Source organism: Streptomyces sp. Y309 (assembly GCF_056712025.1).
The window spans coordinates 3,614,423-3,630,437 of the sequence record NZ_CM160048.1; the positions used below are offsets into that span (position 1 = coordinate 3,614,423).

Annotated in this window: 15 protein-coding genes; 2 read left to right on the forward strand and 13 right to left on the reverse strand. The window is 71.0% G+C overall.

Going from position 1 to position 16,015, the window contains the following annotated elements; all coding sequences use genetic code 11:
- From AC0KTA_RS13975 to AC0KTA_RS13990, 4 genes are read right to left on the reverse strand one after another with little or no spacing between them, the layout of a single operon-like run.
- On the reverse strand, window positions 1-429 hold the full coding sequence (locus AC0KTA_RS13975) for a lasso peptide biosynthesis B2 protein (protein ID WP_481055457.1): 429 nt from the start codon (window positions 427-429) through the stop codon (window positions 1-3).
- Window positions 426-689, reverse strand: a complete 264-nt coding sequence (locus AC0KTA_RS13980; RefSeq protein ID WP_481055458.1) for a lasso peptide biosynthesis PqqD family chaperone — start codon at window positions 687-689, stop codon at window positions 426-428. Before AC0KTA_RS13980 ends, AC0KTA_RS13975 begins: the two co-directional genes overlap by 4 nt.
- The gene (locus AC0KTA_RS13985; protein WP_481055459.1) at window positions 686-2,620 is read right to left on the reverse strand and encodes an asparagine synthase-related protein; all 1,935 of its coding nucleotides are present in this window, start codon (window positions 2,618-2,620) and stop codon (window positions 686-688) included. The genes AC0KTA_RS13980 and AC0KTA_RS13985 overlap by 4 nt, the downstream gene beginning before the upstream one ends.
- Before the next feature lie 35 nt (window positions 2,621-2,655).
- Complete coding sequence (locus AC0KTA_RS13990; RefSeq protein ID WP_481055460.1) at window positions 2,656-2,793, reverse strand: lasso RiPP family leader peptide-containing protein; 138 nt, start codon at window positions 2,791-2,793, stop codon at window positions 2,656-2,658.
- 309 nt (window positions 2,794-3,102) lie between these two features.
- Here AC0KTA_RS13990 and AC0KTA_RS13995 point away from each other — a divergent pair, with 309 nt between their 5' ends.
- Complete coding sequence (locus AC0KTA_RS13995) at window positions 3,103-3,459, forward strand: STAS domain-containing protein (RefSeq protein ID WP_481055461.1); 357 nt, start codon at window positions 3,103-3,105, stop codon at window positions 3,457-3,459.
- Here the strand turns inward: AC0KTA_RS13995 and AC0KTA_RS14000 are convergent.
- Together AC0KTA_RS14000 and AC0KTA_RS14005 are read right to left on the reverse strand one after the other, a co-directional pair.
- Window positions 3,370-4,356: a sigma-70 family RNA polymerase sigma factor gene (locus AC0KTA_RS14000; RefSeq protein WP_481055462.1), complete on the reverse strand. Its 987-nt coding sequence runs from the start codon at window positions 4,354-4,356 to the stop codon at window positions 3,370-3,372. The genes AC0KTA_RS13995 and AC0KTA_RS14000 overlap by 90 nt on opposite strands.
- A gap of 211 nt (window positions 4,357-4,567) precedes the next feature.
- Window positions 4,568-5,893 carry an MFS transporter gene (locus tag AC0KTA_RS14005; protein ID WP_481055463.1) on the reverse strand — a complete coding sequence of 442 codons (1,326 nt, stop codon included), beginning with the start codon at window positions 5,891-5,893 and terminating at the stop codon, window positions 4,568-4,570.
- Window positions 5,894-5,955: 62 nt separating this feature from the next.
- On the opposite strand from AC0KTA_RS14005, the gene AC0KTA_RS14010 reads away from it, so the two are divergent.
- A complete protein-coding gene (locus AC0KTA_RS14010; RefSeq protein ID WP_481055464.1) occupies window positions 5,956-6,975 on the forward strand; it encodes a LysR family transcriptional regulator in 1,020 nt (339 codons plus the stop codon).
- 359 nt (window positions 6,976-7,334) lie between these two features.
- Here AC0KTA_RS14010 and AC0KTA_RS14015 read toward each other — a convergent pair whose 3' ends face one another.
- The 7 genes from AC0KTA_RS14015 to AC0KTA_RS14045 all read right to left on the reverse strand — a co-directional run bounded on the left by AC0KTA_RS14015 (window position 7,335) and on the right by AC0KTA_RS14045 (window position 15,908).
- Entirely contained in the window at window positions 7,335-8,615 is a 1,281-nt protein-coding gene (locus AC0KTA_RS14015; RefSeq protein ID WP_481055465.1) for a thymidine phosphorylase, read from the reverse strand.
- Window positions 8,616-8,726: 111 nt separating this feature from the next.
- Window positions 8,727-9,137 carry a cytidine deaminase gene (locus AC0KTA_RS14020; protein WP_481055466.1) on the reverse strand — a complete coding sequence of 137 codons (411 nt, stop codon included), beginning with the start codon at window positions 9,135-9,137 and terminating at the stop codon, window positions 8,727-8,729.
- Window positions 9,134-10,396 carry an ABC transporter permease gene (locus AC0KTA_RS14025; RefSeq protein WP_481055467.1) on the reverse strand — a complete coding sequence of 421 codons (1,263 nt, stop codon included), beginning with the start codon at window positions 10,394-10,396 and terminating at the stop codon, window positions 9,134-9,136. Before AC0KTA_RS14025 ends, AC0KTA_RS14020 begins: the two co-directional genes overlap by 4 nt.
- On the reverse strand, window positions 10,393-11,538 hold the full coding sequence (locus tag AC0KTA_RS14030; RefSeq protein WP_481055468.1) for an ABC transporter permease: 1,146 nt from the start codon (window positions 11,536-11,538) through the stop codon (window positions 10,393-10,395). The genes AC0KTA_RS14025 and AC0KTA_RS14030 overlap by 4 nt, the downstream gene beginning before the upstream one ends.
- A complete protein-coding gene (locus AC0KTA_RS14035; RefSeq protein ID WP_481056417.1) occupies window positions 11,535-13,196 on the reverse strand; it encodes an ABC transporter ATP-binding protein in 1,662 nt (553 codons plus the stop codon). The genes AC0KTA_RS14030 and AC0KTA_RS14035 overlap by 4 nt, the downstream gene beginning before the upstream one ends.
- 239 nt (window positions 13,197-13,435) lie before the next feature.
- A complete protein-coding gene (locus AC0KTA_RS14040) occupies window positions 13,436-14,488 on the reverse strand; it encodes a BMP family lipoprotein (RefSeq protein ID WP_481055469.1) in 1,053 nt (350 codons plus the stop codon).
- Between the two features lie 361 nt (window positions 14,489-14,849).
- Window positions 14,850-15,908 carry a BMP family lipoprotein gene (locus AC0KTA_RS14045; protein WP_481056418.1) on the reverse strand — a complete coding sequence of 353 codons (1,059 nt, stop codon included), beginning with the start codon at window positions 15,906-15,908 and terminating at the stop codon, window positions 14,850-14,852.
- Window positions 15,909-16,015 lie beyond the last annotated feature (107 nt).

Below are 16,015 nucleotides of genomic sequence, written 5' to 3' on the forward strand. Positions count from 1 at the left end.
TCAGGATCGCCTTCCCGGGAGACACGGCACCACCATCATGCGGTGGTACGCCGCCGACTGGTGCGGCTCGCCCACCGGGAGGCCGTCGACCTCCACCCAGGCGTGGGCGCGGAACGGCGCGGTGCGCACCCCCGTGCACCAGTCCGGCCAGACCCCGCGCATCCGGCACAGCAGCGCCGTGGCCACGGAACGCTGCAGGCAGCCCTCCCCCGCGCAGCGCGCGCTCACCGCGACGACCGCCCGGCGCGCGGCGAGGGCCTCGTCCGCGATGGCGGGGACGGCCCCGCGCCGGACCACGGTCAGGACACGGCGGATGCGGTGCGGCTTGAGGGTGACGATCAGCCGGGCGGCGGCCGTGGCGAGGAGCACGGGAGGGCGGCGGCGCAGGGGCAGTCGGTCGCGGGCGGCGGGGGTCATCGGCTGGCTCATCGGGGCACCACCAGGCGGGCCGCGAGCAGCTGGTTCGTGATCGCGGCCGTGTCGGCGCCGGCGCGCTCGGCGGTCAGCCGGGGGTGGGCGTCGCGGAGCGCGCGTGCCGTGTCGGGCGGATCGGCGCCGTCGAGGAGGCTGCGCAGGACGAGTGCCGCGGTGCGGTTGAGCTGCCAGTAGCGGCCGGTGACTTCGTCGAGGAGCACCATGCCGTCCGCTGTGTCCGTCGCGCAGACGTCGGGTCGCAGGGTGAGGCTCACGGCGCTCCTTCGGTGATCGCGGTGCTCGGCGGGCGGGTGCTCGTGCTTCCGGGGCGGGAGCGGAGCCAGATCTCGGTGCCCAGGCTGGAGTTGAGGGAGCGCAGCGCCTCCGGAGTGGGGTGCACCCCGAGCAGGCATGCGCGGAACGCGGCGTCGTCGACCAGGCCCGCGCGAGCGAGGTGCGAGCCGTCGAACAGCGCCACCAGCGCGGCACGGTTGTGGCGCAGGCCGGCATGGAAGTCCGTGCTGTACTCGCCCTTGGTGTTCCGGTGCAGTACGACATCGGGGGCGATGCCGCGCATCGCCTCGGCGAGCACCGGCTTGTACCGTCCCGGTGTGCTGCGCTCGGCGACGCGGATGGCCAGGGCCGCCTCGATGACGTGGTCGTCGAGGAAGGGCGCGGCCTGCCGCAGGCCGCCGGCGGAGGTCACCTGGTCCAGTTGGCGCAGGCCGCGCCCGCCGGTCCGGACGCAGGCCAGTGCCGTGTGCTGTCCGCGCCCGGGCGCGAGGGGTTCGGCGGTCTCGGCGGTTTCGGCGGCTTCCAGGAGCAGACTTCGTACGGCTTCCGCCGCGTCCCGGGTCGCCCACGGCGGCATGCGCAGGTCCGCGCCCCAGGCCGTCGAGGGGGCGCTGCGGACCAGGGCCGCGGAGCCGGGCGCGGGTGCGGTGAGTCGCTTCGCCCAATCGGCCAGCCACTGGCCGTACGTCCTGCGGTCCGCGAGCTGCCGAAGGAGCTGCCCGAGGGGCCAGTGCTGGGAGGCGCGGTGGGTGCGGATACGGGCGTACGCCGCCAGCGGGTGGCGTCGTACATAGTCGTGCAGGTGCGCGGGGAATGCGCTGAACAGCTCGTCCCCGCCGCCGCCCATCAGGTGCAGGCGTGATCCGCGCCCGGTCATCAGGCGGCAGAGCGCGGTCATCCTGGCACCGTCGCGCACCCACGGCCCCGGCTCGTCGGTGGGCACGGCGGCACCGGTGAGGGCCGTCAAGTCGCTGTACCAGAGCGGCCATTGGTCGCGGGCGGGCACGAGGTGCTCGACGTCAGGCAGGTGGGCCACCGCACGGGCGGCCCAGGTCGCGTCGTCGTTGTCCGGGTCGAGGCTCTGCCAGCGCATCGTCACCAGCTTCGCCTCGGCGGGCCCGGGGAGCTCCTGCTCGCGGGCGGCCAGGAAGCACAGGCTGGTGGAGTCCATGCCTCCGGTGAGATCCGCGCTCACCGTGCCGTGGCCCGCCACGCAGGCCCCCACCGCGGCGGTCAGCGCCGCACGCACCGCGGGCACGCCCTCGCGTCGGCCGAGCTCCGGCTCCGGCGGGGTCCACCACCGCCGCGTGCGGGCCCGCCCGTCCGCGTCGAGCAGCAGACAGTCGTACGACCGCAGGGCCCGCACGCCCCGCCACACGCACAGGTCGTCCAAGGGATACGGAAGCGGCGACATCAGCAGGTGCGCGGCGAGGAGCCGTTCGTCGGGGCTCGCGCCGCTCGCGGCGGCGAGCCGGTCCGACCTGTCGGCCGCGACCGTGGCCTCGCCCAGGCGGGCGGAGAAGAGCCGCCGCACACCGGAGGCGCTCCCCCTGGCCCGGACCGATCCGTCGACCGAGGCGAGGAGGTGGAAGCTGCCGGTCAGGCCGTGGGCGACGCGCTCCATGTCCTCGATGGCCTCGATGTCCCTGCTGCCTCCGACGGCCCCGTCGGCCCGCAGCCGTCCCGCCCGCGCGGACAGCGCGTCGGCGGTGACGGGGCAGCGCCCGATCACCGCGACTCGCCGCGCCCCTGCCGTGCCCACCGTCACATGGCCGTCCGGCCAGCTGCCGAGCAGCCAGGGCCGGCCGGAGCCGTGGGCGATGGTCTCGGTGGCCCAGGGGCGCAGGAGCCGTGCCGCGGCCACGCCGGATGCACCGTCCGGGAGGACCGTGAACCACACGTCACCGCTCATGGCATGTCACCAGTCATGGATCTTTCGGCCTCGGATCAGCTCGGGCCGAGATACCACTCGTAAGGCGGGAACCCGCCTTCGTAGTGCGCCCCAATCGCCTCGCCGCGCGTCAGCTCGGCGAAGTCACCGACTTCCACCATGGCCGGCGGTTCGTACGTCTCTTCCTGCCCCATGGACGACCTCTCTTTCGTTTGCTCCGGTTGCTTCCGGGCGGAAAGTGCCCACGGCATCCGGCATTACGCCCCATGGGTGGCGCGTCCCACCCGAAGGAGTGAATTGAGTGGATTTTGCCGCCTAAATGAGGCAGAGGGACCTGCCATGTGCGCCGTGTACGCCGCGTAAGACGACAGCGGAAAGGGACCGGCGGCACCGGCGCCCCGGCGGGCGGGGAGGGACGGGGAGGGGCGGGCCGGGGAAAGAGCCGTCGGCTACCGATGAGTTCCGCCCGTCCCGGCGGTCCCCCTAACGTGGCTGTCTCTGAAGTGCATGCGCCGAATCTCGTCGTCGTGGCCGGGCCCGTCCGTCAGGACGACATCCCCCGGCTCTGCGCCGACCTGCGGGCCGCCGCGCTCGCGTCCGGCGCCGACGAGGTGATCTGCGACGTCGGCGCCGTCACCACCGCCGACCTGGCCACCGTGGAAGCCGTGGCGCGGCTGAGACTCGCCGCCCGCAGGGCCGGGACGGGGCTGCGGCTGCGCGCCCCGGCTCCGGCCCTGTGGGCGCTGCTCCGGCTCGTCGGTCTCGCGGAGCTATGCGTCGAGGTGGAGGGGGACGTCGAAGAGCGGGAACCACCGCTCGGTGTCGAGGAAGCAGTGGAATCCGGCGACGCGGCCCTCTGATATCTCGATGACCTGGATCGCCCAGGGCATGAAGCCGCCCTTGTCCGGGTCCGGCTTGTACTGGGCGAAGCCGGGGGTGCCGTTGACCTCGACGGGCAGCAGCCGGGAGCCCGCGCAGGGGGCGCCCATGGTCGACATGAAGCCCGTGATGTCCTGCGGGCCGCGCAGCCACAGGTCGAACGGGGGCATCGTCATGACGGCGTCCTCGGCGAGGAGGGCGGTGAGGGCCGCCATGTCATAGCCCTCGAAGGCCGTGACGTACCGCTCGAGGAGCTTCTGCTGCTCGTCGTCCAGCGGGTCGGACGTCGCCGTGTCGTCGGCCGGGCGCTCGGCGAGGGTGGCGCGGGCGCGCTGCAGGGCGCTGTTGACCGAGGCGACCGTCGTGCCGAGGAGCTCGGCGACCTCGCTGGCCTTCCACGCCAGGACCTCGCGCAGGATGAGCACCGCGCGCTGCTTGGCGGGCAGTTGCTGCAGGGCGGCGATGAAGGCGAGGCGCACGGACTCCTTGGCGACGGCGGCCTCGGCGGGGTCGGCGGCGGTGGGCAGGACGCGGCCGTCCGGTATCGGCTCCAGCCAGACGTTGTCCGCGCGGGGGGTCAGGGCCGCCTGCGCGAGGGGGGTGGAGGCGGTGAGGTCCATGGGGCGGGCGCGGCGGTTGCCCGCGTTCAACATGTCCAGGCAGACGTTCGTCGCGATGCGGTACAGCCAGGAGCGGAGGCTGGAGCGGCCCTCGAACTTGTCGAAGCTCCGCCAGGCGCGGACCATCGTGTCCTGCACGGCGTCCTCGGCCTCGAAGGCCGAGCCCAGCATCCGATAGCAGTACCCCGTCAGCTCGACGCGGTGCTTTTCGAGGCCTGCGTCCAGCTCCGTGGTCGCCGTCCCTGCGCTGTCACTCATCCCAACCCACCCCTGTGCCTCTGCGTGCCTCATGGCGCCTGCCGTGTCGGCATGGCACCCGTGCCTTGTCGGCGCGGAATTCCCAGCACCTCGGAAGCTACAGCAGCCCACTGACAACGGCCTCCGGAGCGGCGAAAACGGCAGCTCACAGGGTTTGTTTACGGTATGGGCGAGCCGGGGCGGGCCCGGGCTCAGGCGGCCCGGGCGTCAGTCAGGCGGTCCGTGCCGCCGTCACCCGCTGCACGTGCGCCACCCGGCTCCCGTACAGCGTGATCGACACGACGCCGAGGACGGCGAGGATGCCGAGGGCGACGGTGCCGCCCCAGCCGCCCGCGTGGAACGCGATGGCGCCGAGCGTGCCGCCCGCGCTGGAGCCCACGTAGTACGCGGACTGGTAGAGCGCGGAGGCCTGCGCGCGGCCCGTGGTGGCCGTGCGGCTCACCGACGAGGACGCGACCGCGTGGCCCGCGAAGAACCCGGCGGTGATCAGGACCAGGCCGAGCAGGACCAGGAGCAGGGAGGCCGACAGGGACAGGAGCAGGCCGCCCGCCGTCGTGCTCACGGCGAGGTAGAGCGCGCCGCGCCGGCCGAGCCGGGCCACCAGCTTCCCGGCCGCCGCCGACGACGCCGTACCGACGAGGTAGACGAGGAAGACCGAGCCGATGACACCCTGCGGGAGCGAGAACGGGGCCTCGGCGAGGCGGTAGCCGATCACCGTGTAGACCGCGCCGAAGACGGTCATGAACAGCGCGCCGATCGCGTACAGGCGGCACAGGAGCGGGTTCGACAGGTGCGAACGGACCGTGCGCGCCAGCGACTTGGGGCTGAGCGTGCCCGGCGTGAAGTGGCGCGGGGCGGGCAGCAGCGCGCGGAAGGCGAGCGCGCCGAGGACCGCGAGCAGGCCGACCACGGCGAGCGCCCAGCGCCAGCCCCAGGCCTGCGCGACCCAGCCGGTGACGATGCGGCCGCTCATGCCGCCGATGGAGTTGCCCGCGACGAACATGCCGATCGCGGCGACGAGCGCCTTGGGGCGGACCTCTTCGGCGAGGTACGCCATCGCGGACGCCGGGAGTCCGGCGAGGGCCGCGCCCTGGACGGCGCGCAGCGCGATCAACGTACCGACGTCTGGCGCGAACGGGACGAGCAGCCCCACGGCGACGGCGACCGTCAGCGAGACCGTCATCAGGGTCCGCCGCCCGAAGCGCTCCGAGAGGGCGCTCAGCGGCAGGACGAACAGGGCCAGCGCGCCGGTCGCCGCGGAGACCGTCCAACTCGCCGTGGAGGCGCTCACGCCGAGGTCGGCGGAGATCAGCGGGAGCAGGGCCTGCGTGGAGTAGAGGAGCGCGAAGGTGGCGACGCCCGCCAGGAAGAGGGCGAAGCTCATGCGGCGAAAGCCGGGGCCTCCCGGTGCCATGCGCGAGTCGTGAGTGGCGGCGGATTCAGGGGACTTGGTGGACTTGGTGGACTCGGCATCGGGGGACGACGGGGTGAGGGCGACCGCGTGGGTGGCGGACGCCCCGCTACTGGCAGGAGGCATGCCACGAACGTACGACCACGATTCTCATGCGTCCAATGCATGGAATCGCCATAATCGTTCCCATGCCGCATCAACAGAGGTCACGCCCCCGCCTGTCGCAGAACAGTGACACAAAGGAAACAGCTCACACAGCTCACGCCGCTCATCGCGCTCGCGTCGCTCACGACGTCGAGGACACGGCTCACATCGTGCGGCTGCTCGCGCCGCGGCTCGCGTACTTCGCGGGGGTGGCCCGCACGGAGCACGTCACGCGGGCCGCGCAGGAGTTGGAGGTGCCGCAGTCGACGCTCTCGCGCGCGCTGGTGCGGCTCGAACGGGACCTGGGCGTCGACCTGTTCGCCCGGCACGGTCGTACGGTGTCGCTGACGCCCGCGGGCCGTACGTTCCTGTCATCCGCCGAGCGGGCGCTCGCGGAGGTGGGCCGTGCCGTCGAGTCGGTCCGCGCGGACGCCGACCCCGCCTCCGGGAAGGTGGCGTTCGGCTTCCTGCACACCATGGGCTCGGAGACCGTCCCGGGGCTGATCCGTGCTTTCCGTGCCGATCATCCGCGGGTGCGGTTCAGTCTCGTACAGAACTACGGCGAGGCCATGCTGGACCGGCTGCGCGCCGGGGAACTCGACCTGTGCCTGACGTCCCCCGTCCCGGACGCGCCCGGCCTCGTCGCCCGCCGCCTCGACGAACAGCGCCTGCGCCTCGTCGTCCCCGACGACCACCGCCTCGCCGGCCGCAAACGCGTCCGCCTCTCCGAGGCCGCCGACGAGGCCTTCGTGACCCTCGAACCCGGCTATGGCCTGCGGCGCATCACCGACGACCTGTGCGCCGAGGCCGGGTTCCGGCCTCGCGTCGCCTTCGAGGGCGAGGAGGCGGAGACCCTCCGGGGCCTGGTCGCGGCGGGCCTCGGCGTGGCCCTCCTCCCGCCGCCCGCCGTGGCCCGCCCCGGCGTCGTCGAACTCACCGTCACCGGGCAGCGGGCCGTCCGGGAGATCGGGGTGGCGTGGCTGGAGGGGCACCCGGACACGGCTCCGGTGGCGGCGTTCAAGAAGTTTCTGCTGGGTAGGAGGGGACGGTTGCTGCCGGAGTGAACTCTCCCCAACCCCGCCCCTTCCCGTAACCAGGGGCGCTGCGCCCCCTGGACCCCAGCCGGGTGGGTGTCCCGTGCGGGTGGGACGGTCCCCCGCCGATCGCCGCTCCGCGGCTCGTCCTCAAACGCCGGACGGGCTGAAATGTGCCGGGGCAGGCTGGAATATCACCGCGCGGGCCGTTCCGGCAGGTAGTCCGCGCTGGCTGTTCCGGCAGGTAGTAGGGGCGGGTGGGTGGGGGAAAGCCCGTCCGGCGTTTGAGGACGAGGCCCGGAGGGCCGATCGGCGGGAGGGCTGGGGGCGGAGCCCTCAGGTTCCGGTAGGTGGTGAAGGGCGGGTGAGTGGGGAAAAGGACGAGGCCGTCAGGGCGAGACGCGGTCCAGCACGATCGGCCGTGCCGAGAACTCCGTGCCCGACGGCGCCACGTCGTACGCCCCCTCCAGGGACTGGAGCGCGTACTCGAAGCGGTCGGGGGTGTCCGTGTGGAGGGTCAGGAGGGGCTCGCCCGTCTCGACGGAGTCGCCCGGCTTGGCGTGGAGTTCGACGCCCGCGCCGGCCTGCACGACGTCCTCCTTGCGGGCCCGCCCCGCGCCCAGGCGCCACGCCGCGACGCCGATGTCGTACGCGTCCAGGCGGGTGAGGACGCCGGACGCGGGGGCCGTCACGACGTGGGTCTCGCGGGCTACGGGGAGGGGCGCGTCCGGGTCGCCGCCCTGGGCCGCGATCATCCGGCGCCAGACGTCCATCGCGGAGCCGTCGGCGAGGGCCTTCGCGGGGTCCGCGTCGGGCAGGCCCGCCGCGTCGAGCATCTCGCGGGCCAGCGCGAGGGTCAGGTCGACCACGTCGGAGGGGCCGCCCCCGGCCAGGACCTCGACGGATTCGCGGACTTCGAGGGCATTGCCTGCCGTCAGGCCCAGCGGGGTGGACATGTCCGTCAGGAGGGCCACCGTGCGGACGCCGTGGTCCGTGCCCAACCCCACCATCGTGGACGCCAGTTCGCGGGCGTCGTCCAGCGTCTTCATGAAGGCGCCGGTGCCCACCTTCACGTCCAGGACCAGCGAACCCGTGCCCTCCGCGATCTTCTTGGACATGATGGAGGACGCGATGAGAGGAATCGCCTCCACCGTTCCCGTCACGTCCCGCAGGGCGTAGAGCTTCTTGTCCGCCGGGGCCAGGCCGTCGCCCGCCGCGCAGATCACCGAGCCCGCGTCGTTCAGTACGTTCAGCATCTCCTCGTTGGAGAGCAGCGCCCGCCAGCCGGGGATCGACTCCAGCTTGTCGAGGGTGCCGCCGGTGTGGCCGAGGCCGCGGCCGGAGAGCTGCGGGACCGCCGCGCCGCACGCCGCCACCAGGGGCGCAAGCGGCAGCGTGATCTTGTCGCCCACGCCGCCCGTGGAGTGCTTGTCGGCCGTGGGGCGGGACAGCGACGAGAAGTCCATGCGCTCGCCGCTCGCGATCATCGCCGCCGTCCAGCGGGCGATCTCCCTGCGGTTCATGCCGTTCAGGAGGATCGCCATCGCCAGGGCCGACATCTGCTCGTCGGCCACGGCGCCGCGCGTGTACGCGTCGATCACCCAGTCGATCTGCTCGTCGCTCAGCTCGCCCCGGTCCCGCTTCGTACGGATTACGGAGATGACGTCCATGGCAGCAAATCCCTTCCGGCGGTGACATTCGTACGCATTACGTAGAGCGTGACTCTACGCGCATAGAGCCACCTTGCGGAAAGGCCCCCGCCAACTCGGCGGGGGCCTCGTTCAGTTGCCCCGTCCAGCCAGGTGCTCAGGACCGAACGCGTCCGGCAGCATCTCCCCCAGCGACCGCACCCCGGACGACGTCTCAAGGAGCAGCCCCGGGCCGCCGAACTCGTACAGGAGCTGCCTGCAGCGTCCGCACGGCATCAGGACGGCGCCCTTGCCGTCCACGCAGGTGAAGTGCGTGAGGCGGCCGCCGCCGGTGAGCCGGAGCTGGGAGACCAGGCCGCACTCGGCGCACAGGCCGAGGCCGTACGAGGCGTTCTCGACGTTGCAGCCGGTGACGGTGCGGCCGTCGTCGACCAGGGCCGCGGCGCCGACCGGGAAACCCGAGTAGGGCGCGTACGCACGGGACATGGCGTCGCGCGCGGCATCCCTCAGCGCCTCCCAGTCGACCTCCGCGGCAGCGGTCATTTCCCTTGTCCCTTCCGGTACGGCATCCCGTCCGCCTTCGGCATCCGCAGGCGTTGGGCGGAGAGCGAGAGCACCAGCAGGGTGACGACGTACGGCGTCGCCGTCACGACCTGGTTCGGCACCTCGTCGGTGAGGCCGTACCAGAGGAACATCAGCGCCGAGACCGCCGCGGTGATCACCGCGGGGACGTAGCGCTTGCGCCAGATCAGGTAGGCCGCGCCGATGAGGAGAAGGATGGCGATCAGCAGCAGCAGGGCGTGGACATTCGTGCCGCCGCCCCGCAGCTTCAGGCTGTCGGTGTAACCGAACAGGCCCGCGCCGAGCGCGAGTCCGCCCGGCATCCAGTTGCCGAAGATCATGGCGGCGAGGCCGATATAGCCGCGGCCGCCGGTCTGGCCTTCGAGATAGATGTTCGACGCCACCAAGGACAGGAATGCGCCGCCCAAGCCCGCCAAGCCGCCGGAGATCACGACCGCCAGGTACTTGTACTTGTAGACGTTGACGCCGAGCGACTCCGCCGCGATCGGGTTCTCGCCGCAGGAGCGCAGCCGCAGGCCGAAGGCTGTACGCCACAGGATGAACCAGCTCAGCGGCACCATCGCGACGGCGATCAGCGTCAGCGGCGAGACATCCGTGAGCAGGCCGCCGAGCAGGCCCGCGAGGTCGGAGACCAGGAACCAGTGCTTCTGGTTGAGGTCCTGGAGCCAGTCGGACAGGCCCGGGACCGAGAATTTGCCGAGGGAGTCCACGCCCGGCGACTGCTTCGACGTGCCGCCCTCCTCGCCCTCGAAGGCGAAGGTGGACAGGTAGCGGGTCGTGCCCAGGGCCAGGATGTTCAGGGCCACACCCGAGACGATGTGGTTGACGTTGAACGTGACCGTGACGATCGCGTGCAGCAGGCCGCCGAGCGCCCCGCCGAGGATGCCGAAGACGATGCCCACCCACGGGCCCCACTGGAAGCCCGCCCAGGCACCGAACCACGTGCCGAGGATCAGCATGCCCTCGAGGCCGATGTTGACCACGCCCGCGCGCTCGGCCCACAGGCCGCCGAGGCCCGCGAGGCCGATCGGCACGGCAAGGCGCAGGGCGCCGGACATCTGGCCGGTGGAGGTGATGCCGTGGGCGTCGGTGATCAGCCGGACCACGGAGGTCAGGACGAGGACGCCCGCGATGATCAGGAGCAGGACGGGGAGCGAGACGCGGCGGCGGCCCGGCGCGGGAGACGCGGGCGCGGCCTTGGTGACGGTTGCCGTGCTCATCGGGCAGCCACCTCCTTCACGGAGTCGTTGTTGCCGTTGTTGCCGTTGCCGGCGCCCGCCGCGCGCGCCGCGGCGGCCAGTTCCTCGCCGACGCGCTGCTGCTGGCGGCTGAGGCCCCAGCGGCGTACGGCTTCGTACGAGACGACGACGGCGATCACGATCAGGCCCTGCATGATGACCGCGATCTCCTTGTCGTACCCCTTGTAGTCGAGCGCCGGGGACGCCTTGGCGAGGAACGCGACGAGGAGGGCCGCGAAGGCGATGCCGACGGGGCTGTTGCGGCCGAGCAGGGCGATGGTGATGCCGGTGAAGCCGAGTCCGGTCGGGAAGCTCAGGCTGTACGTGTGCACGTCGCCGAGCAGGATCGGCATGCCCGCGAGGCCCGCGACCGCGCCGGAGATCAGCATGGCGGTGAGCACCATGCGCTTGGCGTTCACACCGGAGGCCGCGGCGGCGGACTGCGAGGCGCCGGTGGCGCGCAGGTCGAAGCCGAAGCGGGTGCGGTTGAGGATCAGCCAGTACAGGACGCCCGCGAGGGCGGCGATGACCACGAAGCCGTAGATCTCGCCGGAGGCGCCCATGTCGATGCCGGGGAACCAGCCGGACTTGTGCATGACGCCGGTGGTCTGGTTGTTGCCGACCGGGACGCCGAAGTTCTCGTCGAGCGTGAGGTAGCCGATGACGCTCGTCGCGATGGCGTTCAGCATGATCGTGGCCACGACCTCGCTGACGCCGCGCGTGGTCTTCAGGATGCCCGCGATGCCCGACCAGAAGGCGCCGGTGAGCATGGCGACCAGGATGAGGAGCGGGATCTGGAGTCCCGCGGGCAGCGACACGTGCGCCCCGACTACCGCGGTGACCATCGCGGCGAGGCGGTACTGGCCGTCCACGCCGATGTTGAACAGGTTCATCCGGAAGCCGATGGCGACGGCGAGCGCCGCCAGGTAGTACATCCCGGCCTCGTTGATGATGAGCACCTGGATGTCGGAGAACGTGGCCTGCTCGAACATCAGGCTGTACGGCTCGATCGGGCTCTTGCCCGAGGCGACCAGGACGACCGAGGTCAGCACCATGGCCGCGACGAGCGCGATGACCGGACCGGCCACCGCGAGGAGCACGCGCTCCTTGTCGAACTTCTTCATCGGGCCTCGTCCTCCGGGGCTTCGGCTGCTTCCTCTGTGTCCGGGGCTCCGGCGGTCTCCGCGGCCTGCGCCGCGGCGGGTTCCTCGACGTGTTCCAGGTGACCGGACGCCGCGCCCGTCATCGCCGAGCCCAGCTCCTCCGGCGTGACCGACGCGGGGTCGGCGTCGGCGACCAGGCGGCCCCGGTAGATCACGCGGAGGGTGTCGGACAGGCCGATCAGCTCGTCCAGGTCGGCGGAGATCAGGAGCACCGCGAGGCCCTCGCGGCGCGCCTCGCGGATCTGGTCCCAGATCTGCGCCTGCGCGCCGACGTCCACGCCGCGCGTGGGGTGGGCGGCGATGAGGAAGCGCGGCTTGTGGCTCATCTCGCGGCCGACGATCAGCTTCTGCTGGTTGCCGCCGGACAGCGAGGCCGCGGTGACGTCGATGCCGGGCGTACGGACGTCGTACTCCTCGACGATGCGCCGGGTGTCGGTCTGCGCGCCCTTGATATCCAGCCAGAAGCCGCCCTTGCCGCGGACGTTGGGCCGCTCGCTGACGTGGCCGAGGATGCGGTTCTCCCAGAGCGGGGACTCCAGGAGCAGGCCGTGGCGGTGGCGGTCCTCGGGGATGTAGCCGACGCCGCCCTCGCGGCGCCTGCGGGTGACCCAGTCGGTGATGTCCTCGCCGGCCATGCGGATGACGCCGGAGTCGGCGTGCTTGAGGCCGATGAGGGCGTCGATGAGCTCGGTCTGGCCGTTGCCCTCGACGCCCGCGAGGCCGAGGACCTCGCCCTCGTGGATGGTGAAGGAGATGTCGTCGAGCAGCGGCAGGTCCGAGCCCGCGGCGAGCAGCTTCAGGCCCTCGACCTCGATCATCGGCCGGTCGGTGACCGTCGACTCGGCGGTCTCCGGGGTCGGCAGCTCGCTGCCCACCATCAGCTCGGCGAGCTGGCGCGGCGTGGTCTCGGACGGGATGGCCGTGCCCACCGTCGTACCGCGCCGGATGACGGTGATGTCGTCGGCGACGGACAGGACTTCACCGAGCTTGTGCGAGATGAAGATGACGGACAGGCCCTCGGACTTGAGCTCGCGCAGGTTGTCGAAGAGCGCGTCGACCTCCTGCGGGACGAGCACGGCGGTCGGCTCGTCGAGGATGAGGGTGGTGGCGCCCCGGTAGAGCACCTTCAGGATCTCCACGCGCTGGCGGTCGGCGACGCCGAGGTCCTCGACGTACGCGTCGGGGCGCACCCCGAGTCCGTACCGGTCGGAGATCTCGGTGATCTTGCGGCGGGCCCCGGCACCGATGCCGTACAGCTTCTCGCTGCCGAGCACGATGTTCTCCAGGACCGTCAGCTGGTCGGCCAGCATGAAGTGCTGGTGCACCATGCCGATGCCGCGCGCGATGGCGTCGGCGGGGCTGGTGAAGGAGACCTGGGTCCCGTCGACAGTGATGGTGCCCTCGTCCGGCTTCTGCATGCCGTAGAGGATCTTCATCAGGGTCGACTTGCCGGCGCCGTTCTCGCCGACGAGGGCGTGGACGGTGCCCTTGTGGACGCTCAGGTGGATGTCGTGGTTGGCCACGACGCCCGGGAACCGCTTGGTGATGCCCGTGAGTTCGACGGCGCAGGCCGTCGTCCCGGGCCGGTCGGTGGGCGGAGGGCTGGTGGACGCGTCGATGGCGCACTCTCCTCGGGGACTAAGGAAAGGGGCCTGCGCCGCACACGCGGTGTGGCCCTGTCTTCTCGGCTGGGGGTCCGGGGGTCCGGAGGGTCCGGTGGTCCGGGGTTCGGAGATCCGGGGTTCGGGGTCTGGTGATCAAACCCCGGAACAGGCAAGGCAGTTGACGCCTCGGCCGCGCGAACGGGGCGCGAGGAAGCATCGTCCTCGCACCCCGTCGCGCAGCCGTCACGCCGCCATTACAGCGCCGTCTTGACCTTGATCTTGCCGCTGGTGATGCCCTGCTCGGCCTTCTTCAGCTCGGCCTGCAGGTCCTTCATGTTCTTGAACTCGGGGTTCGAGTCGGCGAGGCCGACACCGCCGGACTTGAGGTCCGCGCGGACGACGCCGCCCTCGGCCTTGTCATCCTTCACCGACTTCACCAGGTTGTACACCGCGCCGGCGACGTCCTTGGTGGCCGAGGTCAGGATGTACTTCTTGTACTTGGCGAGGGCCTTCTGCCGGTACTGGTCGGAGTCGACGCCGATCGCCCACACCTTCTTGGCGGCGGCGGCCTCGATGACGCCCTGACCGGAGAGGCCGGACGCGTGGTAGACCACGTCGGCGCCGTCCTCGATCTGGCCGCTGGCCGCCTCCTTGCCCTTGTCCGGGCTGGAGAAGCCGCCGTCCTCGGCCTTCTCGGTGAGGAACTGGCGCTTGATCTTGACCGACTTGTCGGTGGCCTGGACGCCCTGGACGAAGCCCGCCTCGAACTTGCGGATCAGCGGGTTGTCGACGCCGCCGATGAAGCCGACGGTCTTGGACTTGGTGGCCTTGGCGGCGGCGACACCGGCCAGGTACGAGGCCTGCTCCTCGCTGAAGACCAGGTCGGCGACGTTGTCGGCCTTGATGGTGGCGTCGTCGACGATGCCGAAGGTGACGTCCGGGTGCTTGGCCGCGACCTCCTTGACGGCGGGCGCGTAGGCGAAGCCGACACCGATCACCGGGTTGTAGCCCTGCTTGGCCAGCTCGGTGAGGCGCTGGATCTTGTCGGCGTCGGACTCGCCGTCGTTCGGCTCGACCGCCTTCTTGCCGACCTTGAGGTCCTTGGCGGCCTTGTTCATGCCGGCGGTCGCGGCGTCGTTGAAGGACTGGTCGCCCTCGCCGCCGATGTCGTACGCGATGGCGACGCCCTTGCTCTTGCCGTCCTCGCTCTTGGCGGCGTCGCTGGAGGTACCGCCACAGGCGGTGGCGGAAACGGCGAGAGCGGCGGTCGCGGCAGACGCGAGCGCGATTCGGGACACCCGGCGCATAGAGACGAACTCCTTATGTACAAGGACGTGATGACGAACGTGACGGGTGGACCACGTTGATGTGTGGACCTGGAACACCTGCGTGTCACGTACGACGTGCCACGTACGTGCAGTGCGCCTCACCCGGCGCTGATTTCGCCGCAGCGTAACGCGCGTAGACCTGACATAAGAACCCTTCTGTCCGCTCCGTTATCGAGCTGTGGCCAGCAGGCATCGGGCGGATGACGGCCGGGTGTGTCGGCCCCAGGACGCCTGAACTGCGGCGAATTCGCGAGGGCGCAACGGGTTATACGTACGACGCCCGGGCGGGAATCCGACGCCGTTATACGTACGACGTCGGACACATCGCACAAAACCCGGATCAAGGCCGGGTCTTGACCTTCACCTTGCCGCCGATGATGTCTTTCTTGGCCTGCTCGACCGCGGCCACTACGTCCTTCATGTCCTTGTACGCCGGATTGGAGTCGGAGAACCCGACCCGCCCCGACTTGAGGTCGTACCGCTGGGTGCCGCTCATCGGTTTGCCGTCGACGACGGACTTGGTGAGGTCGTAGACGGCGCCGCCGACGTCCTTGAAGGCCGAGCCGAGGATGTACTTCCTGTACTTGGCGAGGGCCTTCTGCCGGTACTGGTCGGAGTCGACGCCGATCGCCCACTTCTTCTGCGAGCCGGCTTCCTGGATCACGCCCTGGCCGGAGAGGCCCGCCGCGTGGTAGAGCACGTCGGCCCCGGCCTCGAGCTGGCCGCTCGCGGCGTCCTGGCCCTTGTCGGGGCTGGCGAACCCGCCCTCCTCCGGCTTTTCCGTCAAATACCGCTTCTCGATTTTGATCTTCGGGTCGACCGACTTCACGCCCTGCACGAACCCGGCCTCGAATTTGTGAATGATCGGAATGTCCACGCCGCCGATGAATCCGACGTGTTTGACCTTGGTCGTCTTCGCGGCGGCGACGCCGGCGAGATAGGAGCCCTGCTCCTCGTGGAATACGAGATCGGCGACGTTGTCGGCCTTGACGGTGTTGTCGTCGACGATCCCGAAGGTCGTGTCCGGGTACTTCTTCGCCACTTCTTGAATGGCGGGCGCATAGATGAAGCCGACACCGATCACGGGGTCGTAGCCCTGCCGGGCGAGCTGCTCGATGCGCTGGGTCTTGTCGGCGCTGGACTCGCCGTCGCCGGGCTCCATGTCCACGCCGCCGATCTTGAAGTCCTTGCGGGCGCGCTCGTAGCCGGTGTACGCGGCGTCGTTGAAGGACTGGTCGCCCTGGCCGCCGATGTCGTACGCGAGGCCTATGCCCTTGCCGTCGTACTTCCCCGAAGTGCCCTTGCCCTTCCCGCCGTTGCCGCCGTTGTCGTCCTTGGCGGCATCGCTGCTCGTCTCCCCGCACGCGGTGGCCACGAGGGCGAACGTCGCCACCGCCATGGCCACTTGGGAAATCCTCGAAACCTTCGCCTGACCACGCCGACGCATAGGACGTACCCCTCACGTTACGAACGTTCCCCGACGCACCCGTGAAGGCGCTGATTTCG

Excerpts from the sequence above, each read along its gene's own strand:
- AC0KTA_RS13990 (WP_481055460.1), bottom strand. The coding sequence starts at position 2,793 with ATGGGGCAGGAAGAGACGTACGAACCGCCGGCCATGGTGGAAGTCGGT.
- AC0KTA_RS13985 (WP_481055459.1), bottom strand. The coding sequence starts at position 2,620 with ATGAGCGGTGACGTGTGGTTCACGGTCCTCCCGGACGGTGCATCCGGC.
- AC0KTA_RS14040 (WP_481055469.1), bottom strand. The coding sequence starts at position 14,488 with ATGCGCCGGGTGTCCCGAATCGCGCTCGCGTCTGCCGCGACCGCCGCT.
- AC0KTA_RS14005 (WP_481055463.1), bottom strand. The coding sequence starts at position 5,893 with ATGCCTCCTGCCAGTAGCGGGGCGTCCGCCACCCACGCGGTCGCCCTC.
- AC0KTA_RS14025 (WP_481055467.1), bottom strand. The coding sequence starts at position 10,396 with ATGAGCACGGCAACCGTCACCAAGGCCGCGCCCGCGTCTCCCGCGCCG.
- AC0KTA_RS14030 (WP_481055468.1), bottom strand. The coding sequence starts at position 11,538 with ATGAAGAAGTTCGACAAGGAGCGCGTGCTCCTCGCGGTGGCCGGTCCG.
- AC0KTA_RS14010 (WP_481055464.1), top strand. The coding sequence starts at position 5,956 with ATGCCGCATCAACAGAGGTCACGCCCCCGCCTGTCGCAGAACAGTGAC.
- AC0KTA_RS14045 (WP_481056418.1), bottom strand. The coding sequence starts at position 15,908 with ATGGCGGTGGCGACGTTCGCCCTCGTGGCCACCGCGTGCGGGGAGACG.
- AC0KTA_RS13975 (WP_481055457.1), bottom strand. The coding sequence starts at position 429 with ATGAGCCAGCCGATGACCCCCGCCGCCCGCGACCGACTGCCCCTGCGC.
- AC0KTA_RS14000 (WP_481055462.1), bottom strand. The coding sequence starts at position 4,356 with ATGAGTGACAGCGCAGGGACGGCGACCACGGAGCTGGACGCAGGCCTC.
- AC0KTA_RS14020 (WP_481055466.1), bottom strand. The coding sequence starts at position 9,137 with ATGACCGCTGCCGCGGAGGTCGACTGGGAGGCGCTGAGGGATGCCGCG.
- AC0KTA_RS14015 (WP_481055465.1), bottom strand. The coding sequence starts at position 8,615 with ATGGACGTCATCTCCGTAATCCGTACGAAGCGGGACCGGGGCGAGCTG.